The 21,395-nt window shown below is 66.4% G+C and carries 20 protein-coding genes and 1 tRNA gene; 17 read left to right on the forward strand and 4 right to left on the reverse strand.

Annotated elements, in window-relative coordinates; genetic code table 11:
- Positions 1 to 67: 67 nt before the first annotated feature.
- Positions 68 to 955 (reverse strand): LysR family transcriptional regulator, encoded by an 888-nt coding sequence (locus ACTJI4_RS17635; protein WP_440870086.1) that lies wholly within the window; start codon positions 953 to 955, stop codon positions 68 to 70.
- Between the two features lie 95 nt (positions 956 to 1,050).
- Here ACTJI4_RS17635 and trpB point away from each other — a divergent pair, with 95 nt between their 5' ends.
- The 5 genes from trpB to glmM all read left to right on the forward strand — a co-directional run bounded on the left by trpB (position 1,051) and on the right by glmM (position 6,246).
- Entirely contained in the window at positions 1,051 to 2,277 is a 1,227-nt protein-coding gene (gene trpB, locus ACTJI4_RS17640) for a tryptophan synthase subunit beta (RefSeq protein WP_440870087.1), read from the forward strand.
- Positions 2,274 to 2,960, forward strand: coding sequence for a hypothetical protein (locus ACTJI4_RS17645; RefSeq protein WP_392920055.1), 687 nt, complete (start codon positions 2,274 to 2,276; stop codon positions 2,958 to 2,960). Before trpB ends, ACTJI4_RS17645 begins: the two co-directional genes overlap by 4 nt.
- Before the next feature lies 1 nt (position 2,961).
- The gene (gene trpA / locus ACTJI4_RS17650) at positions 2,962 to 3,777 is read left to right on the forward strand and encodes a tryptophan synthase subunit alpha (RefSeq protein WP_440870088.1); all 816 of its coding nucleotides are present in this window, start codon (positions 2,962 to 2,964) and stop codon (positions 3,775 to 3,777) included.
- 223 nt (positions 3,778 to 4,000) lie between these two features.
- Positions 4,001 to 4,879 (forward strand): acetyl-CoA carboxylase, carboxyltransferase subunit beta, encoded by an 879-nt coding sequence (gene accD / locus ACTJI4_RS17655; protein ID WP_392920049.1) that lies wholly within the window; start codon positions 4,001 to 4,003, stop codon positions 4,877 to 4,879.
- Complete coding sequence (gene glmM, locus ACTJI4_RS17660) at positions 4,879 to 6,246, forward strand: phosphoglucosamine mutase (protein ID WP_440870089.1); 1,368 nt, start codon at positions 4,879 to 4,881, stop codon at positions 6,244 to 6,246. The genes accD and glmM overlap by 1 nt, the downstream gene beginning before the upstream one ends.
- Before the next feature lie 59 nt (positions 6,247 to 6,305).
- Here glmM and ACTJI4_RS17665 read toward each other — a convergent pair whose 3' ends face one another.
- From ACTJI4_RS17665 to ACTJI4_RS17675, 3 genes are read right to left on the reverse strand one after another with little or no spacing between them, the layout of a single operon-like run.
- On the reverse strand, positions 6,306 to 7,160 hold the full coding sequence (locus ACTJI4_RS17665; protein ID WP_392920043.1) for a polysaccharide deacetylase family protein: 855 nt from the start codon (positions 7,158 to 7,160) through the stop codon (positions 6,306 to 6,308).
- Positions 7,147 to 8,298: a glycosyltransferase family 4 protein gene (locus ACTJI4_RS17670; protein WP_440870090.1), complete on the reverse strand. Its 1,152-nt coding sequence runs from the start codon at positions 8,296 to 8,298 to the stop codon at positions 7,147 to 7,149. The genes ACTJI4_RS17665 and ACTJI4_RS17670 overlap by 14 nt, the downstream gene beginning before the upstream one ends.
- 32 nt (positions 8,299 to 8,330) lie before the next feature.
- Positions 8,331 to 10,196, reverse strand: a complete 1,866-nt coding sequence (locus ACTJI4_RS17675) for a DUF3413 domain-containing protein (protein WP_440870091.1) — start codon at positions 10,194 to 10,196, stop codon at positions 8,331 to 8,333.
- Between the two features lie 200 nt (positions 10,197 to 10,396).
- Here ACTJI4_RS17675 and ACTJI4_RS17680 point away from each other — a divergent pair, with 200 nt between their 5' ends.
- The 12 genes from ACTJI4_RS17680 (at position 10,397) to nuoH (ending at position 21,392) form a co-directional block, all read left to right on the forward strand.
- Positions 10,397 to 11,332: an isopenicillin N synthase family dioxygenase gene (locus ACTJI4_RS17680; protein WP_440870092.1), complete on the forward strand. Its 936-nt coding sequence runs from the start codon at positions 10,397 to 10,399 to the stop codon at positions 11,330 to 11,332.
- Between the two features lie 297 nt (positions 11,333 to 11,629).
- The gene (tpiA, locus tag ACTJI4_RS17685) at positions 11,630 to 12,385 is read left to right on the forward strand and encodes a triose-phosphate isomerase (RefSeq protein ID WP_440870093.1); all 756 of its coding nucleotides are present in this window, start codon (positions 11,630 to 11,632) and stop codon (positions 12,383 to 12,385) included.
- 22 nt (positions 12,386 to 12,407) lie between these two features.
- The gene (secG, locus tag ACTJI4_RS17690) at positions 12,408 to 12,851 is read left to right on the forward strand and encodes a preprotein translocase subunit SecG (RefSeq protein ID WP_392920028.1); all 444 of its coding nucleotides are present in this window, start codon (positions 12,408 to 12,410) and stop codon (positions 12,849 to 12,851) included.
- 62 nt (positions 12,852 to 12,913) lie between these two features.
- Positions 12,914 to 12,998 (forward strand) — tRNA-Leu (locus ACTJI4_RS17695).
- Between the two features lie 112 nt (positions 12,999 to 13,110).
- Positions 13,111 to 13,467 carry an NADH-quinone oxidoreductase subunit A gene (locus ACTJI4_RS17700; protein ID WP_026069699.1) on the forward strand — a complete coding sequence of 119 codons (357 nt, stop codon included), beginning with the start codon at positions 13,111 to 13,113 and terminating at the stop codon, positions 13,465 to 13,467.
- Positions 13,458 to 14,012 (forward strand): NuoB/complex I 20 kDa subunit family protein, encoded by a 555-nt coding sequence (locus tag ACTJI4_RS17705; protein ID WP_017354657.1) that lies wholly within the window; start codon positions 13,458 to 13,460, stop codon positions 14,010 to 14,012. The genes ACTJI4_RS17700 and ACTJI4_RS17705 overlap by 10 nt, the downstream gene beginning before the upstream one ends.
- A gap of 32 nt (positions 14,013 to 14,044) precedes the next feature.
- On the forward strand, positions 14,045 to 14,794 hold the full coding sequence (locus ACTJI4_RS17710; protein WP_068853414.1) for an NADH-quinone oxidoreductase subunit C: 750 nt from the start codon (positions 14,045 to 14,047) through the stop codon (positions 14,792 to 14,794).
- Positions 14,791 to 16,098 carry an NADH-quinone oxidoreductase subunit D gene (locus tag ACTJI4_RS17715; RefSeq protein WP_392920022.1) on the forward strand — a complete coding sequence of 436 codons (1,308 nt, stop codon included), beginning with the start codon at positions 14,791 to 14,793 and terminating at the stop codon, positions 16,096 to 16,098. The genes ACTJI4_RS17710 and ACTJI4_RS17715 overlap by 4 nt, the downstream gene beginning before the upstream one ends.
- 94 nt (positions 16,099 to 16,192) lie before the next feature.
- Entirely contained in the window at positions 16,193 to 16,720 is a 528-nt protein-coding gene (nuoE, locus tag ACTJI4_RS17720) for an NADH-quinone oxidoreductase subunit NuoE (RefSeq protein ID WP_042614963.1), read from the forward strand.
- Between the two features lie 3 nt (positions 16,721 to 16,723).
- Positions 16,724 to 18,064, forward strand: coding sequence for an NADH-quinone oxidoreductase subunit NuoF (nuoF, locus tag ACTJI4_RS17725; protein WP_392920017.1), 1,341 nt, complete (start codon positions 16,724 to 16,726; stop codon positions 18,062 to 18,064).
- Complete coding sequence (gene nuoG / locus ACTJI4_RS17730) at positions 18,061 to 20,304, forward strand: NADH-quinone oxidoreductase subunit NuoG (protein ID WP_440870094.1); 2,244 nt, start codon at positions 18,061 to 18,063, stop codon at positions 20,302 to 20,304. The genes nuoF and nuoG overlap by 4 nt, the downstream gene beginning before the upstream one ends.
- Entirely contained in the window at positions 20,301 to 21,392 is a 1,092-nt protein-coding gene (nuoH, locus tag ACTJI4_RS17735) for an NADH-quinone oxidoreductase subunit NuoH (RefSeq protein ID WP_093532776.1), read from the forward strand. Before nuoG ends, nuoH begins: the two co-directional genes overlap by 4 nt.
- The last annotated feature ends 3 nt before the right edge of the window (positions 21,393 to 21,395 follow it).

Consider the following 21,395-nt stretch of genomic DNA (forward strand, 5'->3'; position numbering starts at 1 on the left):
GTGCCGGGCCGACGTCCATGCCCCAAAGCACTGATCACCGCTATCGGCGGTCGACTGGGGTGCGACACTACCGCAGCTGTTCGGTCAGCCATTCCGAAAGGGATTCTATCCGCGCATCCTGCGCGCCCTCTGGCGTGGCCAGCACCCAGAACCCGCCGGTCGCAGCAAATCCCCACGGCGCCAGCAGGCGCCCCGCCGCCAGCTCATCGGCCACCAGCGGCTCCGGCGCGATCGCCACGCCCAGTCCGGCCACGGCCGCTTCCAGCAGATAGTAGAGGTGGTCGAATGCGGTGCCCAGCCGCAGCTGCGCCGGATCCAGATGATGCGACAACGCCCAGTCCGGCCACGCCTGCGGGCGCGAGGTGGTGTGCAGCAGCGGTTCGCGCAGCAGCGCCTGCGGGGGCTGCTGGCGCAGGCGCGCCGCAGCCGGATGCTGTGGGCTGACCACCACGCCAACCCGTTCCGGGGCCAGTTCGCGCACCTGCCAGCCACGCGGCCACGGCGGCTGCGCCAGCAGCAGCACCGCATCCAGCGCCTGCTGCTGTTCGGTGAAGCTGCCGTCCTGCGCCGACCAGTGCAGCGGCACCTGCGGCAGGTCGGCCTGCAGGGCGGGCAGGCGTGGAATCATCCAACGCGCCAGGATGCTGCCGCTGCAACCGAGCACCAGCGCCTCCGGCCGCTGCCGGCGCTGCAGGGTGTCTACCGCCTCGCGGATCTGGGTGAACGCCCCGGCGCAGGCAACCTGCAGCGCCTGGCCGGCGGCGGTCAGGCGCAACCCACGCCCGGCGCGCTCGAACAACGCCAGCCCCAGGTGCTCCTCGAGCAGCCGCAGCTGGCGGCTGATCGCCCCGTGGGTGACATGCAGCGCTTCTGCGGCGCGTGCCACGCCGCCCAGCCGGGCGGTGGCTTCAAAGCTGCGCAGCGCGTTGAGGGGCGGCAGTGGCGTCTGGCTCATGTGAGTTTTCCTGACGTGTACGTGCAGATAATATCGATATTCCGGTCATCACATGTGCGCTAAATTGTCAGCCTGTCTCCAACGGCTGTCGCGTCATGTCCGTATTGCCCGTTCCGCCCATCACCGATTTCCACGCCTATCCCGACGCCAACGGCCATTTCGGCCGCTATGGCGGCAGTTTCGTTGCCGAAACGCTCATCGGGCCACTGCAGGAGCTGGCGGCGGCCTATGACGAAGCGCGCCGTGACCCCGCATTCATCGCCGCCTACGACAAGGACCTCACCCACTACGTGGGCCGGCCCAGCCCGATCTACCACGCCGAGCGACTGAGCCGGCAGGTCGGCGGCGCGCAGATCCTGCTCAAGCGCGAAGACCTGAACCACACCGGCGCGCACAAGATCAACAACACCATCGGCCAGGCCCTGCTGGCGGCGCGGATGGGCAAGAAGCGCATCATCGCCGAGACCGGGGCCGGCCAGCACGGCGTGGCCAGCGCCACCGTGGCGGCACGGCTGGGGTTGGAATGCGTGGTGTACATGGGCGCCACCGACATCGAGCGGCAGAAGATCAACGTGTACCGCATGAAACTGCTCGGCGCGACCGTGGTCCCGGTCACCTCCGGCTCGGCCACGCTCAAGGACGCGCTCAACGAAGCCATGCGCGACTGGGTCACCAACGTACGCGACACCTTCTACATCATCGGCACCGTGGCCGGCCCGGACCCGTACCCGCGCATGGTGCGCGACTTCAACGCCATCGTCGGCCGTGAAGCCCGCGCACAGATGCTCACCGATTACGGCCGCCTGCCCGATGCGATCACTGCCTGCGTCGGCGGCGGCAGCAATGCCATCGGCCTGTTCCATGCCTTCCTCAACGATCGTGACGTGCGCATCGTCGGCGCCGAAGCGGCCGGTGACGGCATCGAGACCGGGCGCCACGCGGCCTCGATCGCTGCGGGGCGCCCCGGCGTGCTGCACGGCAACCGGACCTATGTGATCTGCGATGACGACGGCCAGATCATCGAAACCCACTCGGTCTCGGCCGGGCTGGATTACCCGGGCGTGGGCCCGGAACACGCCTTCCTGGCCGATGCCGGTCGGGCCGAATACGTGGGCATCACCGACGACGAAGCGCTGGCCGCGTTCCACCAGCTGGCACACAGCGAAGGCATCCTGGCCGCGCTGGAGTCCAGCCATGCGGTGGCCCAGGCGATCAAGATCGCGCGCGAGCTGCCCAGCGACAAGCTGGTGCTGTGCAACCTGTCCGGCCGGGGCGACAAGGACGTGCACACCATCGCCGCGCGTGAGGGCCTGGTCCTGTGAATCCGGTGCTGCGCCAGGGAAGTGCGCTGCTGATCGTAGTCGGCCTGGGCGGCTGCAAGCCGCCGGAACCGCCGGTACTGGCCCCGGCCGCGACGCCGATGGCCATTGCGCCCGTTCGGCTGCCGGCAAGTAATGACGATGCGGCGGATCGCCCCATCGAGGATGCGCCGCAGGGCGCAGTGCCCGCCGACGGTGGCACTGCGCCCGCGATTGTCTCGGTCGCGCTGGACCATGCGGGTGATGTACTCGTAGGCCAGCGTTTCAGCGAGGTCGAAGCGGACGGTACATGGCATTCGGCTGGCCTGAGCGACGGCGGGGGCAAGGGCCCGGGCGAATGCGAGTACTACGAGCGCGGCAGCCTGCCCGAAGGCGTGTCGATGATGGTCCAGGATGGCCACGTACAGCGCTTTGACCTGGACACCATCGACGGCTCCTACGAGGCGATTGTCCAGCCGGGGCCGTTCGGCGTGCGCCTGGGCATGTCGCTGGACGAAGCGCTCAAGCGCCTGCCCCCGGGCATCAGCCGCTCGCCGCATGCCGATGACCCGGAGGTGGGTGCGTACCTGACCTGGCAGGACCCCGGTTCGGATCTGGCCATCCGGCTGGAGATCTTCGACGGAGCGATATCGAAGCTGTACTGGGGCGCCAGTGGCGCCGTTGAATTGAAAGAAGGATGTGCCTGAGATGCCTGTTGCCCGTATCGATACCTGTTTCGCCCGCCTGCGTGCCAGCCACCGCAAGGCGCTGATTCCGTTCATCACCGCCGGCGATCCGGGCCTGGATGCAACCGTGCCGGTGATGCACGCGCTGGCGGCCGCCGGTGCCGACGTGATCGAGCTCGGGGTGCCGTTTTCCGACCCGATGGCCGATGGCCCGACCATCCAGCGCAGCTCCGAACGCGCGCTGGCGCGCGGGGCCGGCCTGCGCTACGTACTGGAAACAGTACAGGCCTTCCGCCGTGACGACACCACCACCCCGGTGGTGCTGATGGGGTACCTGAACCCGGTGGAGATCCATGGTACGGCGCGGTTTGCCGAGGCCGCGATCGCTGCAGGGGTGGATGGCGTGCTGCTGGTGGACCTGCCGCCGGAAGAGGCTGCCGAAACCCTGGAGATCTTCAACGCGGCCGGGCTGGCGCTGATCCTGCTCGCGTCGCCGACCACCGCTGACGATCGGTTGGACCTGCTTGCGTCGATGGCCAGGGGCTACCTCTATTACGTGAGCTTTGCCGGTGTCACCGGCGCGTCCGAGCGGCTCGACAGCAGCGCTGCCGGCGCACGCCTGCGCGACCTGCGCAGCCGCTCGACCGCGCCGGTAGTGGCCGGGTTCGGCATCAAGGACGCGCAGAGCGCCGCCGCCATGGCAGCGGAAGCCGATGGGGTGGTGGTCGGCAGTGCGCTGGTCGCGGCGTTGGCCGAGGCGGACGATGCCACCACGGCCGCGCGCGTGGCGCGCAGTTTTCTGCAGCCGCTGCGCGAAGCGCTGGATGGAATTTGCTGACCCGGCCGCCGCACGACCAACGGTCGTGCGCTACCGGTAGGACGCGACCGTTGGTCGTGCCGGGCCGCACGACCAACCCCGCCATCGCCCGGAACGTACGGCCCAGCATGGTTTTCACGCCGGATTTACGCGGCGGGGTGGGGGGTCCCGGCCGTGGAACGGGTGAGCTAGACTGTCGGCCTTTGCGGCCCACGGGCCGCCCTGAACGGAAGTGTCATCCCGCATGAGTTGGCTCAGCAAGTTGATGCCGTCGGGCATCCGCACCGACAACGTCCCCAGCAAGAAGCGCAGTGTCCCCGAGGGCCTGTGGGAAAAGTGCAGCAGCTGCGGCAGCGCGCTTTACGGTCCTGAGCTGGAAGAAAACCTGGAAGTCTGCCCCAAGTGTGGCCACCACATGGCCATCCGCGCGCGGGCGCGCCTGGCGTCGTTGTTCGACGCCGACAGCACCACGGAAATCGCCGCGCGCCTGGGGCCGACCGACCTGCTCAAGTTCAAGGACCAGAAAAAGTACGGCGAGCGCATCAAGGCCTCGCAGAAGAACACCGGCGAGTACGACGCGCTGATTGCCATGCAGGGCCTGCTCAAGGGCCGCCCGCTGGTGGCCTCGGCCTTCGACTTCGCCTTCATGGGCGGCTCGATGGGCTCGGTGGTCGGCGAGCGCTTCTCGCTGGCCGCGGAAAAGGCGCTTGAAATCGGCGCGCCCTACGTGTGCTTCTCCGCCAGCGGCGGCGCGCGCATGCAGGAGGGCCTGTTCTCGCTGATGCAGATGGCCAAGACTTCGGCCGCGCTGGGGCGCCTGCGTGCCGCGGGGCTGCCGTACATTTCGGTATTGACCCATCCCACCACCGGCGGCGTGTCGGCGTCGTTCGCGATGCTGGGCGACATCAACATCGCCGAGCCGCAGGCGCTGATCGGCTTCGCTGGCCCGCGCGTGATCGAGCAGACCGTACGCGAGAAGCTGCCGGAAGGCTTCCAGCGCTCGGAGTTCCTGCTCGAGCACGGCGCCATCGACCAGATCTGCGACCGCCGGGAAATGCGGGACCGTCTATCCGAGCTGCTGGCCATGCTGGGCCGCCAGCCCGCCCCGGGCGCTGCTGCCTGATGGGCGCGCGGAAGTATTTCGGCACCGACGGCATCCGTGGCCGGGTCGGGCAGGGTGTCATCTCGGCGGACTTCGTGCTGCGCCTGGGCAATGCGCTGGGCCGGGTGCTGACCGAGCGCAACGGGCATGGCCCGGGCCGCCGGCCGGTGGTGGTGATCGGCAAGGACACGCGCATTTCGGGCTACATGTTCGAAGCGGCGCTGGAAGCCGGGCTGGTGGCCGCCGGGGCGGATGTGCAGCTGCTTGGGCCGATGCCCACGCCAGCGGTCGCATTCCTGACCCGCACGCTGGGCGCCGACGCCGGCATCGTGATCAGTGCGTCGCACAACCCGCATTACGACAATGGCATCAAGTTCTTCTCTGCCGATGGCGAGAAGCTCGACGATGCCACGGAGCTGGCGCTGGAAGCGGCGCTGGATACCGACTTCACCACGGCCGATTCGGATCGGTTGGGCAAGGCGGCGCGCGGCCGCGATGCGGTGGGCCGTTACATCGAGTTCTGCAAGGCCAGCGTGCCGCGCGGGTTCGACCTGCGCGGATTGAAGATCGTGCTGGACTGCGCGCACGGCGCCACGTACCACATCGCCCCGCTGCTGTTCCGCGAGATGGGGGCGGAGGTGGTGGCCATCGGTGCCGAGCCGAACGGGGTCAACATCAACGATGGCGTCGGGTCCATGCACATCGACAACCTGGCGGCCAAGGTGCGCGAGGTGGGCGCGGACCTGGGCATCGCGTTCGATGGCGATGGTGACCGCGTGCTGATGGCCGATGACCAGGGCAACCCGGTCGATGGCGATGACCTTCTGTATGTGCTGGCCCCGTCGTGGCAGCGCAGTGGGCGCCTGCGCGGTCCGGTGGTCGGCACGCTGATGACCAACTTCGGCCTGGAGCAGGCGCTGGAGCGCCTGGGGCTGCCGTTCCAGCGCAGCAACGTGGGCGACCGCTACGTGCACCAGGCGCTGGTGGAAGGTGGCGGGGTGCTCGGTGGTGAAGCGTCGGGGCACCTGTTGTGCCTGGATCGCGCCACCACGGGCGACGCCATCATCAGTGCGCTGCAGGTGCTGGAAGTGCTGCGTCGCGAAGGCAAGAGCCTGCGCGGATCGCTGGTCGGGCTGACCCGGGTGCCGCAGAAGACGGTCAACGTGCGCCTGGGGGATGTTTCAGCCAAAGCGATCGTGCAGTCCGAAGGCGTGCAGACGGCGCTGGCCGCTGCGCAGCAGGCAGTCAAAGGTCGCGGTCGCGCGTTCCTGCGCCCGTCCGGCACCGAGCCGGTGGTGCGCGTCACCGTCGAGGCCGATACGGCCGAGCTGATGCAGGCGACGCTGGACAGTCTGTCCAGCGCAGTCAAGGCAGCCGCCGCAGCGTAATGAAAAACCTGGCTTCGGCCGGGTTTTTTTGTGCGGGAAGCCAGCCACGCAGGGTTGCCCTACGGCCCCGGCACCATCTTCTTCTGCTTCGCCTTGAACCGGTTGAACACCGGCGCGATTAACGGGTGGTAACTCCACGCGATGCGCTTGCGCAACCAGCTGGCGGGACGGTTGCGGATGGCGAACCGGTAGATGTGTTCCGGATCGCCGCCGACCACGTTGCGGCCGAACGGATGGGTGGTGTGCAGGTAACGGAAGCCCTGAGCGCGTGCGATCGGCAGGTAATCCTCGTCGAAATCGCCGTAGGGCCAGCACAGCGTGTCGGACACTTCGCCCAGCTGTTCCTGCAGCACGCTGCGCGCCATTTCCAGGTCGCGGGCGATGCCGTCGCGCTTCTGTTCGCGGCTGATGTCCTGCTTCATCCAGCGGGTGTGGGTGTGGGTGTGGCAGTGCACTTCGAAGGTGCCGGCCTCGATCATGGCGCGCGCTTCGCTCCAGCGCATCATCACATCGTCGTGGCGGTTCTCGCGCAGGATCGCGGCCTCGCACGCGCGGTGATCGGGCGTGGCCGGGAGCACGGCATCTGGCTGTCCGGCGTGCGGGCGCAGCGGGCCTTCGCCCATCCAGCCGGTGACCACGAACACCACCGCATGCATGCCGTACTTCTGCAGGATGGGGTGGGCGTACACCCAGTTGTCCAAGTAGCCGTCGTCGAAGGTAATCACGATCGATCTGCGTGGCACGGGTTTGCCGGCGAGGAAGCCGGCGTACTGCTCCAGTGTCAGCGAGGTCCAGCCGTTGCGCGCCAGCCAGGCAATCTGGCTTTCGAAGTTCTCCGGCGACACGGTGATCATGCCCGGGGAGGGCGACACGTGGTGGTGCATCAGCACCGGCACTGCTCTAGCGTTGGCCATGGCCCAGTTCCTTCAACCACTGGTGGTAATAGTGTTCGGTAGCTTCGGTATGCCCGGTCGGAGTGAAGCGATGCGCGCTGCGCATCCATTTCCAACCGGCCCTGCCCATCTGCCGACGGCGCTCCGGCTGTTCCACGAGGGCCTGCAGCGCATGGGTGAGCGCAGCCTGGTCGCCGAGTGGGGCGAGCAGGGCATTGCTGCCTTCCACCAGCATCTCCGGCACGCCGCCCACCCGGGTCGCTACGATCGGCACGCCGACATGCGCAGCTTCGAGGAACACCGTACCGGCGGCCTCCTTGTGGGTCGCCAGGGCAAAGATGTCGAAGCCGGTCATCAGCCGGCACGCACCGTGCCGGTAGCCGAGCAGATGGACCTGGGCGGCGATCCCGAGTTCCTCGCGCAGCGCCTGCAATTGGCGGAGCACGGGCTGGCCGTCGCCGACGATCACCAACTGCAGGTTCGGCTGCTTGCGGCACAGCGGGGCCACGGCGTGCAGCAGGTCGGCATGGCCCTTGGCCTCGCGCAGCACCGCGACGCAGCCCACGACGATCTGGTCATCGGTGAAGCCGAGTTCGCGCCGGACCTCGGCGCGGGTTTCCTGGAGGCACTGCCAGGCATCATCACCCTCCACCTGCGACCACTGCGGTGGCACGGCGATCGGCGGAACGATCCCGATCCGGGCGTCGGCAACGCCGCGATGGACCAGCAGCTGCTTCACGAAGCTGCTCACGGTCAGTACCCGGTGCGGCAGGCCCGTATAGGTGAGCAGTGAATTGACTGGACTCATGAGATGGCGTGAGCGCACCACCAGCGGCGCGCCCGCCAGGCGTGCACCTGCGGCGGCAATGAGCGCGTCACGGCGGCTGGTGGTGTTGACCACATCGTAACGATGCCGCCGCACCAGCCGTTTCACCGACCAGATACCGCGCAGCATCCGCAGCAGCCCGCCCATCTTCAGGGTATGCACGGCAAAGCCGGCCTCGCGCGCCAGTTCGCCCAGGCGCGCGTCGGGTTGGCACAGCAGCGACACGTCGTGGCCGCGTTCGCGCATGGCCAGCATGTGGCGGTAGATGTAGATCTCCTGGCCACCGAATCCCTTGGCGGCTTCCGTGTGCAGGATTTTGAGGGGCTTGTTCATCATGAACGTTCCAGGGGGCCGGACAGACAACGTCATTGCCTGCGGAAGTGGGTCAATGCGTGCCAGGCGGCGCGCACTGCGGCCGGGTCTGGCGACTGGTCGGGTACCGGCAGGTACCGCGCGTCGAGGGTGGTGGCGTTGCCGAACTTGTCGAACACATAGGTCCGGTCGCCTTCACGGATGCCGCGCTGCGACCAGCTTTCCACCAGTAGTGGGCGCGGCGGGCGCGTGGCGTCGAACAGGTCCTGGCCGGTGCTGAAATCCGCCAGTGGGTTCTCGCAGCCCAGCCCATGGCGCATCAGCGTGGGCACCCAGTCCTCGTGGCTGCTGGTCGCCTCATGCCGTGCGGGGGCGCGTCCGGGCCAGTGCAGCACGAACGGCACCTGCATCTGGTAGTCGGAAAAGTTGCCGTTGTGGCCCCAGTAGTTCAGGCCCAGGTCGTTGAATTCCTCGGCGTGGTCGCCGGTGACCAGCACGATGGTGCGGTCGGCCTGGCCACTCTCACGCAGGGTCGCCAGCAGCTGGCCGATCAACGCATCGGTGTAATGCACGGCGGTGCGATAGCGATTGCGCTCGGGGGTGGCGTCATGCTCGTTGTCGAAGGCCAGGAAGTTCACCTCCGTGGCCATCGGCGTGGCCAGTGCCGGATAGCCCTCCGGCAGGTGGTAGGGCGCATGCGTGCTGTCCAGGAACACCATGCCGAACCAGTGCTTGTCACGTGGCTGGCGGATGTCCGCATCGAATGCATCGACAATGTGCCGGTCGCGCGCGGCCACCGGCAGCGACGACGGCGCGGTGCGCAGCTGGTCGCGCACCTGGGCAAACACCGTGCGGTCGAACTCGGGGCTGTACAGCGGCGCACTGCCGTACAGGTGCAGGTCGTAGCCCTGCTGCTGCAGCACATCGAACAGGATCGAGCCGCGCTGTTCGCCGAGCATGCTGGGCCAGTAGCCGCCGGGCAGCCCGTAGAGCAGGCCGAACAGCCCATAGCGGGTGGCATTGCCGCTGCTGTAGTGGCGCGCAAACACGTCCGACTGCTGCGCCAGCGCCCAGGTGTTGGGCATGGTGGTGGCATCCAGCGCGTCATGCCGGAGCGATTCCAGCACCACCACCAGGACATTGGGTTGGGTGTGGCTCTGGCAGCGCAGCGGCTGCAGTGGGTACTGCAGCTGGCTGTGGCGTGGGTCGGGCAGGTTGGCCTGGGGCAGGCTGCGCACACCCAGCCGGTGCATCTGGCGCTTGGCGGTGATCGGCTGGGCCCATGGCAGGTAGGCCCATTGGCCGGTTACGGCGCGTTCGCCCAGGGCGTCGTAATAGGCCGTGGCGATCTGGCCGGTGCCCATCAGCGCCACTCCGGCAGCCCACGCCAACAGGAGGGGGCGGCGCCTCGCGTGGTCGGGCAGCAGTTTCCAGCAGGCCCACGCCAGCAGTACTTCGGCCGCAGCCACTGCCGCCAGCACGCCCAGCGACTGCAGCCACGTCTGCCAGGACAGCGCCACCTGGTCCTGCAGCGCGCCCCCGAACACCATGTTCATCACCATGGCATTGAGGTGGAAGCGGTACAGCGCGAAAACCTTGGCATCCACCAACAGCAGGCACAGCCACACGCCCTGCAGCAGCACGGCACTGACCACGAGTGGGCGCGGCGAGCGCGGCCACAGGCCGACGGCCAGGGGCAGCAGCGACACCAGACCGCCGAAGGCGAGGAAGTGACCCGGCAGGGCAAGGGCCAGGTAACCCAGCCCCAACGCGCCACCGGGGTTATCGGCCAGTGGCGTATTGCCCAGCGCGATGGCGATGGCCACGCAGGCATTGATGGCGGTGAACAGGCTCAGCCACGCCAGGCGCGTCCAGCGTGGCGATGCAGGCAAAAGGGCAGGGGTGCGCGGGTCGTCCATGCAGGGTCGGGCGGTAGGGGTGAGTCGGAAGACGTGGCGGCGGCGTCCATGGCCGCGCGGCCGGGTCGAGGCGGCGCGCGGCCGCATTGTATCGGTTTGTATCAACGTATCGGCAGTGTCTATTGTCCGATCTGGCACAATGTTCAGCCGGGCCACAGTCGTGGCCGCGCTTACCCACCTCGAACAAGCCAGGAACCGCAGTGAGCCAGATCCCCACCCTCGACATCACCCGTTTCGACAGTGACCGCGATGCCTTCGTCGCCGAGCTCGGCGCGGCCTACCGTGAATGGGGTTTCGCGGGCATCCGCAACCACGGCATCGCGCAGCAGGACATCGATGCGGCGTATGACGTATTCAAAGCGTTCTTCGCGCTGCCGGAAGCGACCAAGCTGAAGTACCACGTGCCGGGCACCGGCGGTGCGCGCGGCTACACGCCGTTCGGCGTCGAAACGGCCAAGGGCTCCAAGCACTTCGATCTGAAGGAGTTCTGGCACATCGGCCGTGAGATTCCGGACGATTCGAAGTACCGCGAGGTGATGGCGCCGAACCTGTGGCCGAGCGAAGTGCCGGACTTCAAGGAAAAGGGCTATGGGCTGTACCAGGAACTGGACAGGCTGGGCTCGCGCGTGTTGTCGGCATTGGCGCTGCACATCGGCCTGCCGATCGATTTCTTCGCGGACAAGACCAACAACGGCAATTCGATCCTGCGCCCGATCCACTACCCGCCGATCACCGCCGACGACATCCCGAACGTGCGCGCGGGCGCGCATGGCGACATCAACTTCATCACGCTGCTGGTGGGCGCCAGCGCGGCCGGCCTGGAAGTGCAGTCGCACGAGGGCAAGTGGGTGCCGTTCACGTCGGACGCGGACACCATCGTGGTCAACATCGGCGACATGCTGCAACGCCTGACCAACCACGTGTACCCGTCCACGATTCATCGCGTGGTCAACCCCCCGGGCGAGCAGGCCCGCCAGCCGCGCTACTCGGTGCCGTTCTTCCTGCACCCGAACCCGGACTTCCTGATCGACGTGCTGCCGACCTGCATCACCCCGGAAAACCCGAGCCGCTACCCGGAGCCGATCACCGCCCATGGGTTCCTCGAAGAGCGACTGCGTGAGATCAAGCTGAAGTGATTCTTGAAGGCCACCGCTAGGTGGCCTTTTTCTTTGGCGCGTTGTTGTTCGCGCGAACAGCTTGGCTTCTCGTTCCTATCGGCTGGGGCGAGGGCCGGCATGCCCCTCCGCGACACGCCGTGAACCCGTGTCCCGTAACCCCACCCGCCCCGGCCACGCAACCCATACGAGCGGGCAACCCTGATCTGCTCTGGCTCTGGCTCTTGCAATATCCATTTGAAATGTAAGCGTTTTCGGAAAACGCGCATTCGTTACATCCGGTATCATTGGCGGCTGATACCCCAAAGGAGCCCCGCCATGCGCCGCAAGATCGTCGCCGGTAACTGGAAGCTGCATGGCAGCCGTCAATTCGCGACCGAGCTGGTCAGCGATATCGTCGCCAGCCTGCCGAAGGAGGGGGTAGAGGTGGTCATCCTGCCGCCGCTGCCGTACCTGGGCGAGCTGGTCGAGGCCTTCGAGGGCCGTGCTGTCGCGTTTGGCTCACAGGACGTCAGCTCCAACGAGAAGGGGGCCTACACCGGCGAGGTGTGCGCCGCCATGCTGGCCGATGTCGGTGCCCGCTATGGCCTGGTCGGCCATTCCGAACGTCGCCAGTACCACGGTGAAAGCAGTGAGCTGGTGGCGCGCAAGTTCGCCGCCGCCGTGCATGCCGGGCTGGTGCCGGTGCTGTGCGTGGGTGAAACCCTGGAGCAGCGTGAGGCCGGCCAGACCGAAGATGTCATCGCCCGCCAGCTGGCGCCCGTGCTGGAACTGGTCGGCCCGGCCGGCTTCCAGCATGCCGTGGTCGCCTATGAGCCGGTCTGGGCCATCGGTACCGGGCGGACCGCCACCAAGGAGCAGGCCCAGCAGGTCCACGCGTTCATCCGTGGCGAAGTGGCCAGGCTCGATGCTAGAATTGCCGATTCGTTGCCCATCCTGTACGGCGGCAGCGTGAAGCCCGACAACGCAGCGGAACTGTTCGCGCAGCCCGATGTCGATGGTGGGCTGGTGGGCGGCGCCTCGCTGGTGGCCGCGGATTTCCTGGCCATCGCCCATGCGGCGGCCGCTATTTGACATGCCCGAGGGCGGATTCGAAATGCTGATGTTGATCCTCAATGTGGTCTACGTGCTGGTCGCGGTGTCCATGATCGCGCTCATCCTGATGCAGCGTGGTTCCGGCGCGGCCGCAGGCTCGGGTTTCGGTGCCGGCGCCTCGGGTACGGTGTTCGGCGCGCGTGGCGCGTCCAACTTCCTGTCCAAGTCGACCAAGTGGCTGGCCGTTGTGTTCTTCGGCATCAGTCTGTTCATGGCCTGGTACGCCAGCCACGGCGCGCGCCCGGCGGTCCAGCAGGATCTGGGCGTGATGTCCGCCCCGGTGGCGCCTGCCGCGCCGGCGGTCCCTGCCGGCGAGCTGCCGGCCGTGCCGAAGGCCCCGGAAGCCGCTGCCCAGCAGCCGGTTCCGCAGGCAACTGTGCCGGCTCAGGCGGAAACGCCGAAATCGGGTGAAGAAAAGCCTTCGGAAGGCTCCCAGACTCCCTGAAGACGGTTACAATATGCGGCGCGTCGGGGGAATCCGGTTGGAGCTTCCGGCGCGATACGTAAGCCCAGGTGGCGGAATTGGTAGACGCACTACCTTGAGGTGGTAGCGACTTAGGTCGTAGGGGTTCGAGTCCCCTCTTGGGCACCATTTTGTTTGTAAGCGGATACGTCTGGCGCGCAAAGCGCCAGGTGCGTTTTCCGTCCACTCCCCCATGCCAAGACGCCTGCAGGCGTGGCGGCAGAGGCAAGAGAGAATCGCTGTGCTGGCCGAATATTTGCCGTCTCTGCTGTTTCTGATTGTTGCCACCGGTATCGGCGTTGCGCTGATGCTGGTCGGCCGGTTCCTCGGTCCCCGGCGTCCTGATCTGAAAAAGCTCTCGCCGTACGAATGCGGCTTCGAAGCTTTCGAGGACGCGCGCATGAAGTTCGATGTGCGCTACTACCTGATCGCCATCCAGTTCATCGTCTTTGACTTGGAAATCATCTTCATCGTGCCGTGGACCCAGGTCTTCATGGAGCTGGGCGCACGTTCGCTGGTCACGATGGGCCTGTTCGTGGGCATGCTTTTCCTCGGTTTCATTTACGTCTGGAAGAAGGGAGCGCTGGAATGGGAGTGATTCAGACTCTCGATGGCCTGATGAACAATCCGGTCCCGGAAGGGCGGGTCGATGACATCCTGCGCCCCGAAGGCGACAACCCGCTGCTCGAAAAGGGCTACGTGACCACCAGCGTCGACGCGCTGTTGAACTGGGCACGTACCGGCTCGATGTGGCCCATGACCTTCGGTCTGGCCTGCTGTGCGGTTGAAATGATGCATGCCGGTGCCGCGCGCCTGGATCTCGACCGTTATGGCGTGGTGTTCCGCCCGTCACCGCGCCAGTCCGACGTGATGATCGTGGCCGGCACCCTGGTCAACAAGATGGCCCCGGCGCTGCGCAAGGTCTACGACCAGATGCCGGATCCGAAGTGGGTCATCTCCATGGGCAGCTGCGCCAACGGTGGCGGCTACTACCACTACTCGTATGCAGTGGTGCGTGGTTGCGACCGCGTGGTGCCGGTGGACGTATACGTCCCCGGTTGTCCGCCTACCGCCGAAGCGCTGGTGTACGGGATCCTGCAGCTGCAGAAGAAGATCTGGCGTACGCAGACCATCGCCCGCTGACATTCCTCCTGACAAGAGCACGCCAAGCCCCCATGGCAGAGCAAGCATCCTTCATCGACCGACTTTCCGCACGTTTCGCTGGTGCGCAGGTCTTCGTGGTCGAACCCCGCGGCGAAGTGACGCTGGAAGTGCCCGCCGCTGACTGGCATGCCACCGCTCTGGCGCTGCGCGACGAGTTTGGTTTCGAACAGGCCGTTGACCTGTGCGGCCTGGACTACCTCGGCTACGGCAGCGACGAGTGGGACACCTCCGATGTCTCCTCGCAGGGCTTCAGCCGTGGCGTCGAGGGCAAGTCTGTCGGTCGTTTCGCCTGGGGCGAGTTCCCCACCCGCGAAACCAGCGACGGCGCCCAGCCGCAGCCGGTGCCGCTGCAGCGCTACGCCGTGGTCGCCCAGCTGCGTTCCTACCAGCACAACCTCACCATGCGCATCCGCTGCTTCGCGCCGAACGAGGAACTGCCGGTGGTCGCCTCACTGACCAGCGTGTGGCCGGGCCTGAACTGGTTCGAGCGCGAAGCGTTCGACCTGTTCGGCGTGATCTTCGAAGGCCACCCGGACCTGCGCCGCATCCTGACCGACTACGGTTTCGTGGGGCACCCGTTCCGCAAGGACTTCCCGCTGATCGGCAATGTCGAAGTCCGCTACGACGAAGAAAAGAAGCGCGTGGTGTACGAGCCGGTGACCTCGGTGGAGCCGCGTGTCGGCGTGCCGCGCGTGATCCGTGATGACGCCCGTTTCCAGACCGCTGCCGGCGAAAGCGCGCAGACGGAGGCAAGCAAGTGAGCCAGATCCACCAAGCCCAGCAGGCGTTTGCGAGCAACCCGGCCGAACTGCGCCAGGAAATCCGCAACTACACCATGAACTTCGGTCCCCAGCATCCGGCTGCACACGGGGTGCTGCGCCTGATCCTGGAAATGGACGGTGAAACCATCATGCGCGCCGATCCCCATGTCGGCCTGCTGCACCGTGGTACCGAAAAGCTGGCCGAATCCAAGCCGTTCAATCAGTCCATCGGTTACATGGACCGCCTGGATTACGTGTCCATGATGTGCAACGAGCACGCCTACGTGCGCGCCATCGAAACCCTGATGGGGATCGAAGCGCCCGAGCGTGCCCAGTACATCCGCACGATGTTCGATGAAATCACCCGCATCCTGAACCACCTGATGTGGCTGGGTTCCAACGCGCTCGATCTGGGCGCGATGGCGGTGATGCTGTACGCCTTCCGCGAACGCGAAGAGCTGATGGACTGCTACGAAGCGGTCAGCGGCGCGCGCATGCACGCCGCGTACTACCGTCCGGGCGGCGTCTACCGCGACCTGCCGGACCAGATGCCGAAGTACAAGGAATCGCGCTGGCACAAGGGCAAAGCCCTTAAGAACCTCAACGCCGCGCGCGAAGGTTCGTTGCTGGACTTCCTGGAGAACTTCACCGTCGAGTTCCCCAAGCGCGTGGACGAATACGAAACCCTGCTCACCGACAACCGTATCTGGAAGCAGCGTACGGTCGGCATCGGCGTGGTCAGCCCGGAACTGGCGCATGCCTGGGGCATGACCGGTGTGATGCTGCGCGGCTCGGGCGTTGCCTGGGACCTGCGCAAGAAGCAGCCGTACGCCAGGTACGATGCCGTCGATTTCGACATTCCGCTGGGCAAGGAAGGCGACTGCTACGACCGTTACCTGGTCCGCGTGGCCGAGATGCGCGAATCCAACCGCATCATCAAGCAGTGCGTGCAGTGGCTGCGCGCCAATCCCGGCCCGGTCATGGTCAAGAACTTCAAGGTCGCTCCGCCCAGCCGCGAGGACATGAAGGACGACATGGAAGCGCTGATCCATCACTTCAAGCTGTTCAGTGAAGGCTACTGCGTCCCGGTCGGCGAAACCTATGCTGCGGTTGAGGCGCCAAAGGGCGAGTTCGGCTGCTACCTGATGTCCGACGGTGCCAACAAGCCGTTCCGCGTGCACCTGCGCGCGCCGGGCTTCGCCCATCTGTCCTCGATCGACTCGGTCGTGCGCGGGCACATGCTCGCCGACGTGGTGGCCATGATCGGCACCTACGACCTGGTGTTCGGCGAGGTGGACCGGTAATGGCCACCGCATGCACGATGCCTGACACCCGCCGGCTGCTGCCGGCGCTGCAGGTTCTGGTTCTTAACGATTTGGTATTTGCTGAGGTCGGCCGATGAAGGCGACGGGTAATTTCGAGGCGGCGCGCGACGTCGACCCGATGGTGGTGCTGAGCGACAAGACGCGCGCGCACATCGATCACTGGTTGTCCAAGTTCCCGCCGGACCGCAAGCGTTCGGCGGTGCTGCAGGGCCTGCACGCCGCCCAGGAGCAGAATGCCGGTTGGTTGACCGACGAGCTGATCGCCGGCGTGGCCAAGTACCTGGACCTGCCGCCGGTGTGGGCCTACGAGGTTGCCAGCTTCTACTCGATGTTCGAGCTGGAGAAGGTCGGCCGCCACAACGTCGCCTTCTGCACCAACATCAGCTGCTGGTTGAATGGCGCCGAGGACCTGGTCGCGCATGCCGAGAAGAAGCTCGGCTGCAGGACCGGCCAGTCCACCGCCGATGGCCGCATCTACCTCAAGCGTGAAGAAGAATGCCTGGCCGGTTGCGCTGGTGCGCCGATGATGGTCATCAACGGCCATTACCACGAGCGCCTGACCGTCGAGAAAGTCGACGAGCTGCTGGACGGGTTGGAGTAAGACATGGCACATCATCACGCATCCCAGGGTCCGGTCGGTCCCGCACCGCTGCCGCACCAGGTGGTCTACACCACCTTGCACTACGACACCCCTTGGTCGTACGAGAACTATCTCAAGACCGGTGGCTACGCCGCGCTGCGCAAGATCATCGAAGAGAAGATCTCGCCGGAGCAGGTCATCGAGATGGTCAAGCAGTCCAACCTGCGCGGCCGTGGTGGCGCGGGCTTCCCGACCGGCCTGAAGTGGTCCTTCATGCCCAAGGGCAACATGCAGAAGTACATCCTGTGCAACTCGGATGAATCCGAGCCGGGAACCTGCAAGGACCGCGACATCCTGCGTTACAACCCGCATTCGGTGGTGGAAGGCATGGCGATCGCCTGCTATGCCACCGGCAGCACCGTGGGCTACAACTACCTGCGGGGTGAGTTCCACCACGAGCCGTTCGAGAACTTCGAGCAGGCCCTGGCCGATGCGTACGCCAACGGCTGGCTGGGCAAGAACATCCTCGGCAGCGGCGTGGACATCGACATCTACGGCGCCCTCGGCGCTGGCGCCTACATCTGCGGCGAAGAGACCGCGCTGATGGAATCGCTGGAAGGCAAGAAGGGCCAGCCGCGCTACAAGCCGCCGTTCCCGGCCAACTTCGGCCTGTACGGCAAGCCGTCGACGATCAACAACACCGAGACCTATGCCTCGGTGCCGGCGATCATCCGCAACGGCCCGGAATGGTTCCAGGGACTGAGCCTGACCAAGAACGGCGGCCCGAAGATCTTCTCGGTTTCCGGTTGCGTGCAGAAGGGCGGCAACTTCGAGGTGCCGTTGGGCACCACGTTCGACGAACTGCTGGAAATGGCCGGCGGCCTCAAGCCGGGTCGCACCCTGAAGGGCGCGGTGCCCGGCGGCGTGTCGATGCCGGTACTGAAGGCCGAGGAGCTCAAAGGCCTGCAGATGGACTACGACACCCTGCGTGCCCTGGGCACCGGCCTGGGTTCGGGTGCCATCGTGGTGCTGGACGACAGCGTGTGCTGCGTCAAGTTCGCCTGCCGCATCAGCCAGTTCTTCCACAAGGAATCCTGTGGCCAGTGCACCCCGTGCCGGGAAGGCACCGGCTGGATGCACCGCGTGCTCGAGCGCATCGTCGCCGGCAAGGCCACCATGGAAGACCTGCATCAGTTGAAGGCAGTGGCCGGCCAGATCGAAGGCCACACCATCTGCGCGTTCGGTGAAGCGGCGGCATGGCCCATCCAGGGCTTCCTGCGCCAGTTCTGGGACGAATTCGAGTACTACATCGTCAACGGTCATTCGATGGTCGACGGCAAGAAGGTGGAGGCAGCCGCCGCATGAGCGCGCAACCCAACAATCCTGGTGGCACCCCGGCGATCGTGCCGGAAGGGCATGTGACCGTCGAGATCGACGGCCAGTCCCTGGTCGTGCCCAAGGGCTCGATGATCATCCAGGCCGCCGACAAGGCCGGCATTTCGATCCCGCGCTTCTGCTACCACGAGAAGCTGCCGATCGCGGCCAACTGCCGCATGTGCCTGGTCGACGTGGAAAAGTCGCCCAAGCCGGCGCCGGCCTGCGCCACCCCGGTGATGGATGGCATGAAGGTCGCCACCCGCAGCGAGAAGGCGCTGAAGTACCAGCGTTCGGTGATGGAGTTCCTGCTCATCAACCACCCGCTGGACTGCCCGATCTGCGATCAGGGCGGTGAGTGCGAGCTGCAGGACGTCTCGCTCGGCTACGGCCGTTCGGTGAGCCGCTTCAACGAGCGCAAGCGCGTGGTGCCCGACGAGGACATCGGTCCGCTGGTCGCCACCGAGATGACCCGCTGCATCCAGTGCACCCGCTGCGTCCGCTTCACCGCCGACGTTGCCGGTACCTATGAACTGGGCGGCATGTATCGCGGTGAAAACCTGCAGATCGGCACCTACGACGGCAAGCCGCTGACCACCGAGCTGTCGGGCAATGTCGTGGACGTGTGCCCGGTCGGCGCGCTGACCAACAAGGTGTTCCAGTTCCGCGCCCGTCCGTGGGAACTGACCGCGCGCGAGTCGCTGGGCTACCACGACGCCATGGGCTCGAACCTGTTCCTGCACGTGCGCCGTGGCGAAGTGCTGCGTTCGGTGCCGCGCGACAACGAACTGGTCAACGAATGCTGGCTGTCCGACCGTGACCGTTACTCGCACCAGGGCCTGTACAGCGCCGACCGCGCGGTCAAGCCGCTGCGCAAGGTCAACGGCGAATGGCAGGAAGTGAGCTGGGCCGAAGGCCTGGCCGCGGCCAAGGACATCCTCACCGCCAACCGCGGTGACGACCTCGGTGTACTGGTGCACCCGTCCGCCTCGAACGAGGAGGGCGCCCTGCTGGCCCGTCTCGCCAGCGGCCTGGGCACCGGCAACATCGACCACCGCATCAACAACCGCGACTTCTCCGACGCCGCCACGGCCGAGGTATTCGGCCTGTCGCTGGCCGAGATCGAAGGCGCCGACAGCATCGTCGTGCTCGGCAGCAACATCCGCCATGAGCTGCCGCTGCTGCACGCCCGCCTGCGCAAGGCGCAGACCACGCGCAACGCGAAGATCCACGCGATCAACCCGGTGGATTTCGACTTCGCCTTCAAGCTGGCCGGCAAGCAGATCGTGGCCCCGTCGAAGTTCGTCGAGGCCCTGGGCAACGCCGAGCTGCGCCAGGCCGTGACCGGCACCGCCGTGCTGATCGTCGGTGGCATCGCCGAGAACCACCCGCAGGCTGCCGCGATCCGCGCTGCCGCGCGTGACTTCGCCGCCGCCACCGGTGCCAGGCTGTGCCGCATTCCGCAGGGCGCCAACGCCGTGGGCCTGTCCCGCGCCGGCGTGCTGCCGGCCGGCAAGGACGTCAACGCCATGCTGGCCCAGCCGCGCAAGGCCTATGCGCTGTACGGCATCGAGCCGGGCCTGGATTTCGCCGATACCGCCGCCGCCCGCAAGGCGCTGGCCGGTGCCCAGGTAGTGGCCTTCAGCCAGTTCGCCTGCGCCTCGACCCGCGACGTGGCGGACGTGATCCTGCCGATCGGCGCGCTGCCGGAAATCGACGCCACCCTGACCAACCTCGATGGTCGCGAGCAGTCGGCCCGTGCCGGCGGCAAGCTGCCGGGCGAGGCCCGTGAAGGCTGGCGCGTGCTGCGCGCACTGGGCGGCGAGCTGGCCCTGGCCGGTTTCGAGTTCACCGACCTGGCCGGCCTGCGTGCCAGCCTGGCTCCGGTCACGGTCACCGTGTCCACCTCGGCGGCAACGCCGGTAGCCGGCGACGGGCTGGAAGTGGCGTCCACCGCGGCGATCTACCGCACCGACGCGGTGGTCCGCCGCGCCCAGGCGCTGCAGTCGCACCCGCTCAACGTCGCGCCGCGCATCGTGCTCAGTGCCGACGATGCCGCCCGCCTGCAGCTGGTCGAAGGGCAGATGGCCAAGGTCGGCACCGATGCCGGAAAGGCAACGCTGCCGGTGGTGGTCGACGCCCGCGTCGCCGCGGGGTCGGTCTGGATTGAATCGGGCCACGGTGCAACCGCACCGCTGGGTGCCGCACGCGTAACGGTGGTGGCTGCATGAACGAATTGCTGTTGAACGCGGTCGACCCGCTCCACCAATGGCTGCTGGGCCTGGGTGAAATCGGCGCGCTGCTGTGGATCGTGCTGAAGATCCTGGTGATCGCCATGCCGGTGATCATCGCGGTGGCGTTCTTCGTGGTCTGGGAACGCAAGCTGATCGGCTGGATGCACGTCCGCCACGGCCCGATGTACGTGGGCATGGGCATCTTCCAGGCCTTCGCCGACGTCTTCAAGCTGCTGTTCAAGGAGATCATCCAGCCGGCGAGCTCGCACAAGGCGATGTTCGTACTGGCGCCGCTGATCACCCTGGCACCGGCCTTCGCGGCCTGGTCGGTGGTGCCGTTCGATGCGCAGGTGGTGCTGTCCAACGCCAATGCCGGCCTGCTGTACCTGCTGGCGATGACCTCGCTGGGCGTGTACGGCATCATCCTGGCCGGTTGGGCCTCCAACTCCAAGTACGCCTTCCTGGGCGCCATGCGCGCCTCGGCCCAGATGATCAGCTACGAAATCGCCATGGGCTTTGCCCTCGTCGGCGTGATGATCGCTGCCGGCAGCCTGAACCTGAGCAACATCGTGATGGCGCAGGCCGGCAATTCCGGCTTCTTCGACTGGTTCCTGATTCCGCTGTTCCCGCTGTTCATCGTGTACTGGGTGTCCGGCGTTGCCGAAACCAACCGCGCGCCGTTCGACGTGGTGGAAGGCGAATCGGAAATCGTTGCCGGCCACATGGTCGAATACTCCGGTGGTGCGTTCGCGCTGTTCTTCCTGGCCGAATACGCCAACATGATCCTGATCAGCTTCCTGATCTCGATCTTCTTCCTCGGCGGTTGGCTGAGCCCGTTCCAGGGTTGGATCACCGCGGACATTTCGCCGTGGATCGACTGGATCTGGAAGGGCGGTGCCCCGTGGCTGCTGTTGAAGGTGTTCTTCTTCGCCAGCGCCTACATCTGGTTCCGTGCCAGCTTCCCGCGTTTCCGTTACGACCAGATCATGCGTCTGGGCTGGAAGGTCTTCATCCCGCTCACCATCGCGTGGATTGCGGTGACGGCTGTGATGGTGTTCTACGGCGTGATCCAGAAGGGCGTCTAAGTG

The organism is Stenotrophomonas sp. 22385, from assembly GCF_052045085.1.
In the GTDB taxonomy this organism is placed as follows: domain Bacteria; phylum Pseudomonadota; class Gammaproteobacteria; order Xanthomonadales; family Xanthomonadaceae; genus Stenotrophomonas.

Coding starts and splice junctions, on each gene's coding strand:
- ACTJI4_RS17705 (WP_017354657.1), top strand. CDS start 13,458: ATGGGAGTGATTCAGACTCTCGATGGCCTGATGAACAATCCGGTCCCG.
- ACTJI4_RS17675 (WP_440870091.1), bottom strand. CDS start 10,196: ATGGACGACCCGCGCACCCCTGCCCTTTTGCCTGCATCGCCACGCTGG.
- ACTJI4_RS17665 (WP_392920043.1), bottom strand. CDS start 7,160: ATGGCCAACGCTAGAGCAGTGCCGGTGCTGATGCACCACCACGTGTCG.
- trpB (WP_440870087.1), top strand. CDS start 1,051: ATGTCCGTATTGCCCGTTCCGCCCATCACCGATTTCCACGCCTATCCC.
- glmM (WP_440870089.1), top strand. CDS start 4,879: ATGGGCGCGCGGAAGTATTTCGGCACCGACGGCATCCGTGGCCGGGTC.
- ACTJI4_RS17635 (WP_440870086.1), bottom strand. CDS start 955: ATGAGCCAGACGCCACTGCCGCCCCTCAACGCGCTGCGCAGCTTTGAA.
- nuoF (WP_392920017.1), top strand. CDS start 16,724: ATGGCACATCATCACGCATCCCAGGGTCCGGTCGGTCCCGCACCGCTG.
- ACTJI4_RS17670 (WP_440870090.1), bottom strand. CDS start 8,298: ATGAACAAGCCCCTCAAAATCCTGCACACGGAAGCCGCCAAGGGATTC.
- ACTJI4_RS17710 (WP_068853414.1), top strand. CDS start 14,045: ATGGCAGAGCAAGCATCCTTCATCGACCGACTTTCCGCACGTTTCGCT.
- nuoE (WP_042614963.1), top strand. CDS start 16,193: ATGAAGGCGACGGGTAATTTCGAGGCGGCGCGCGACGTCGACCCGATG.
- accD (WP_392920049.1), top strand. CDS start 4,001: ATGAGTTGGCTCAGCAAGTTGATGCCGTCGGGCATCCGCACCGACAAC.
- trpA (WP_440870088.1), top strand. CDS start 2,962: ATGCCTGTTGCCCGTATCGATACCTGTTTCGCCCGCCTGCGTGCCAGC.
- nuoH (WP_093532776.1), top strand. CDS start 20,301: ATGAACGAATTGCTGTTGAACGCGGTCGACCCGCTCCACCAATGGCTG.
- tpiA (WP_440870093.1), top strand. CDS start 11,630: ATGCGCCGCAAGATCGTCGCCGGTAACTGGAAGCTGCATGGCAGCCGT.
- nuoG (WP_440870094.1), top strand. CDS start 18,061: ATGAGCGCGCAACCCAACAATCCTGGTGGCACCCCGGCGATCGTGCCG.
- secG (WP_392920028.1), top strand. CDS start 12,408: ATGCTGATGTTGATCCTCAATGTGGTCTACGTGCTGGTCGCGGTGTCC.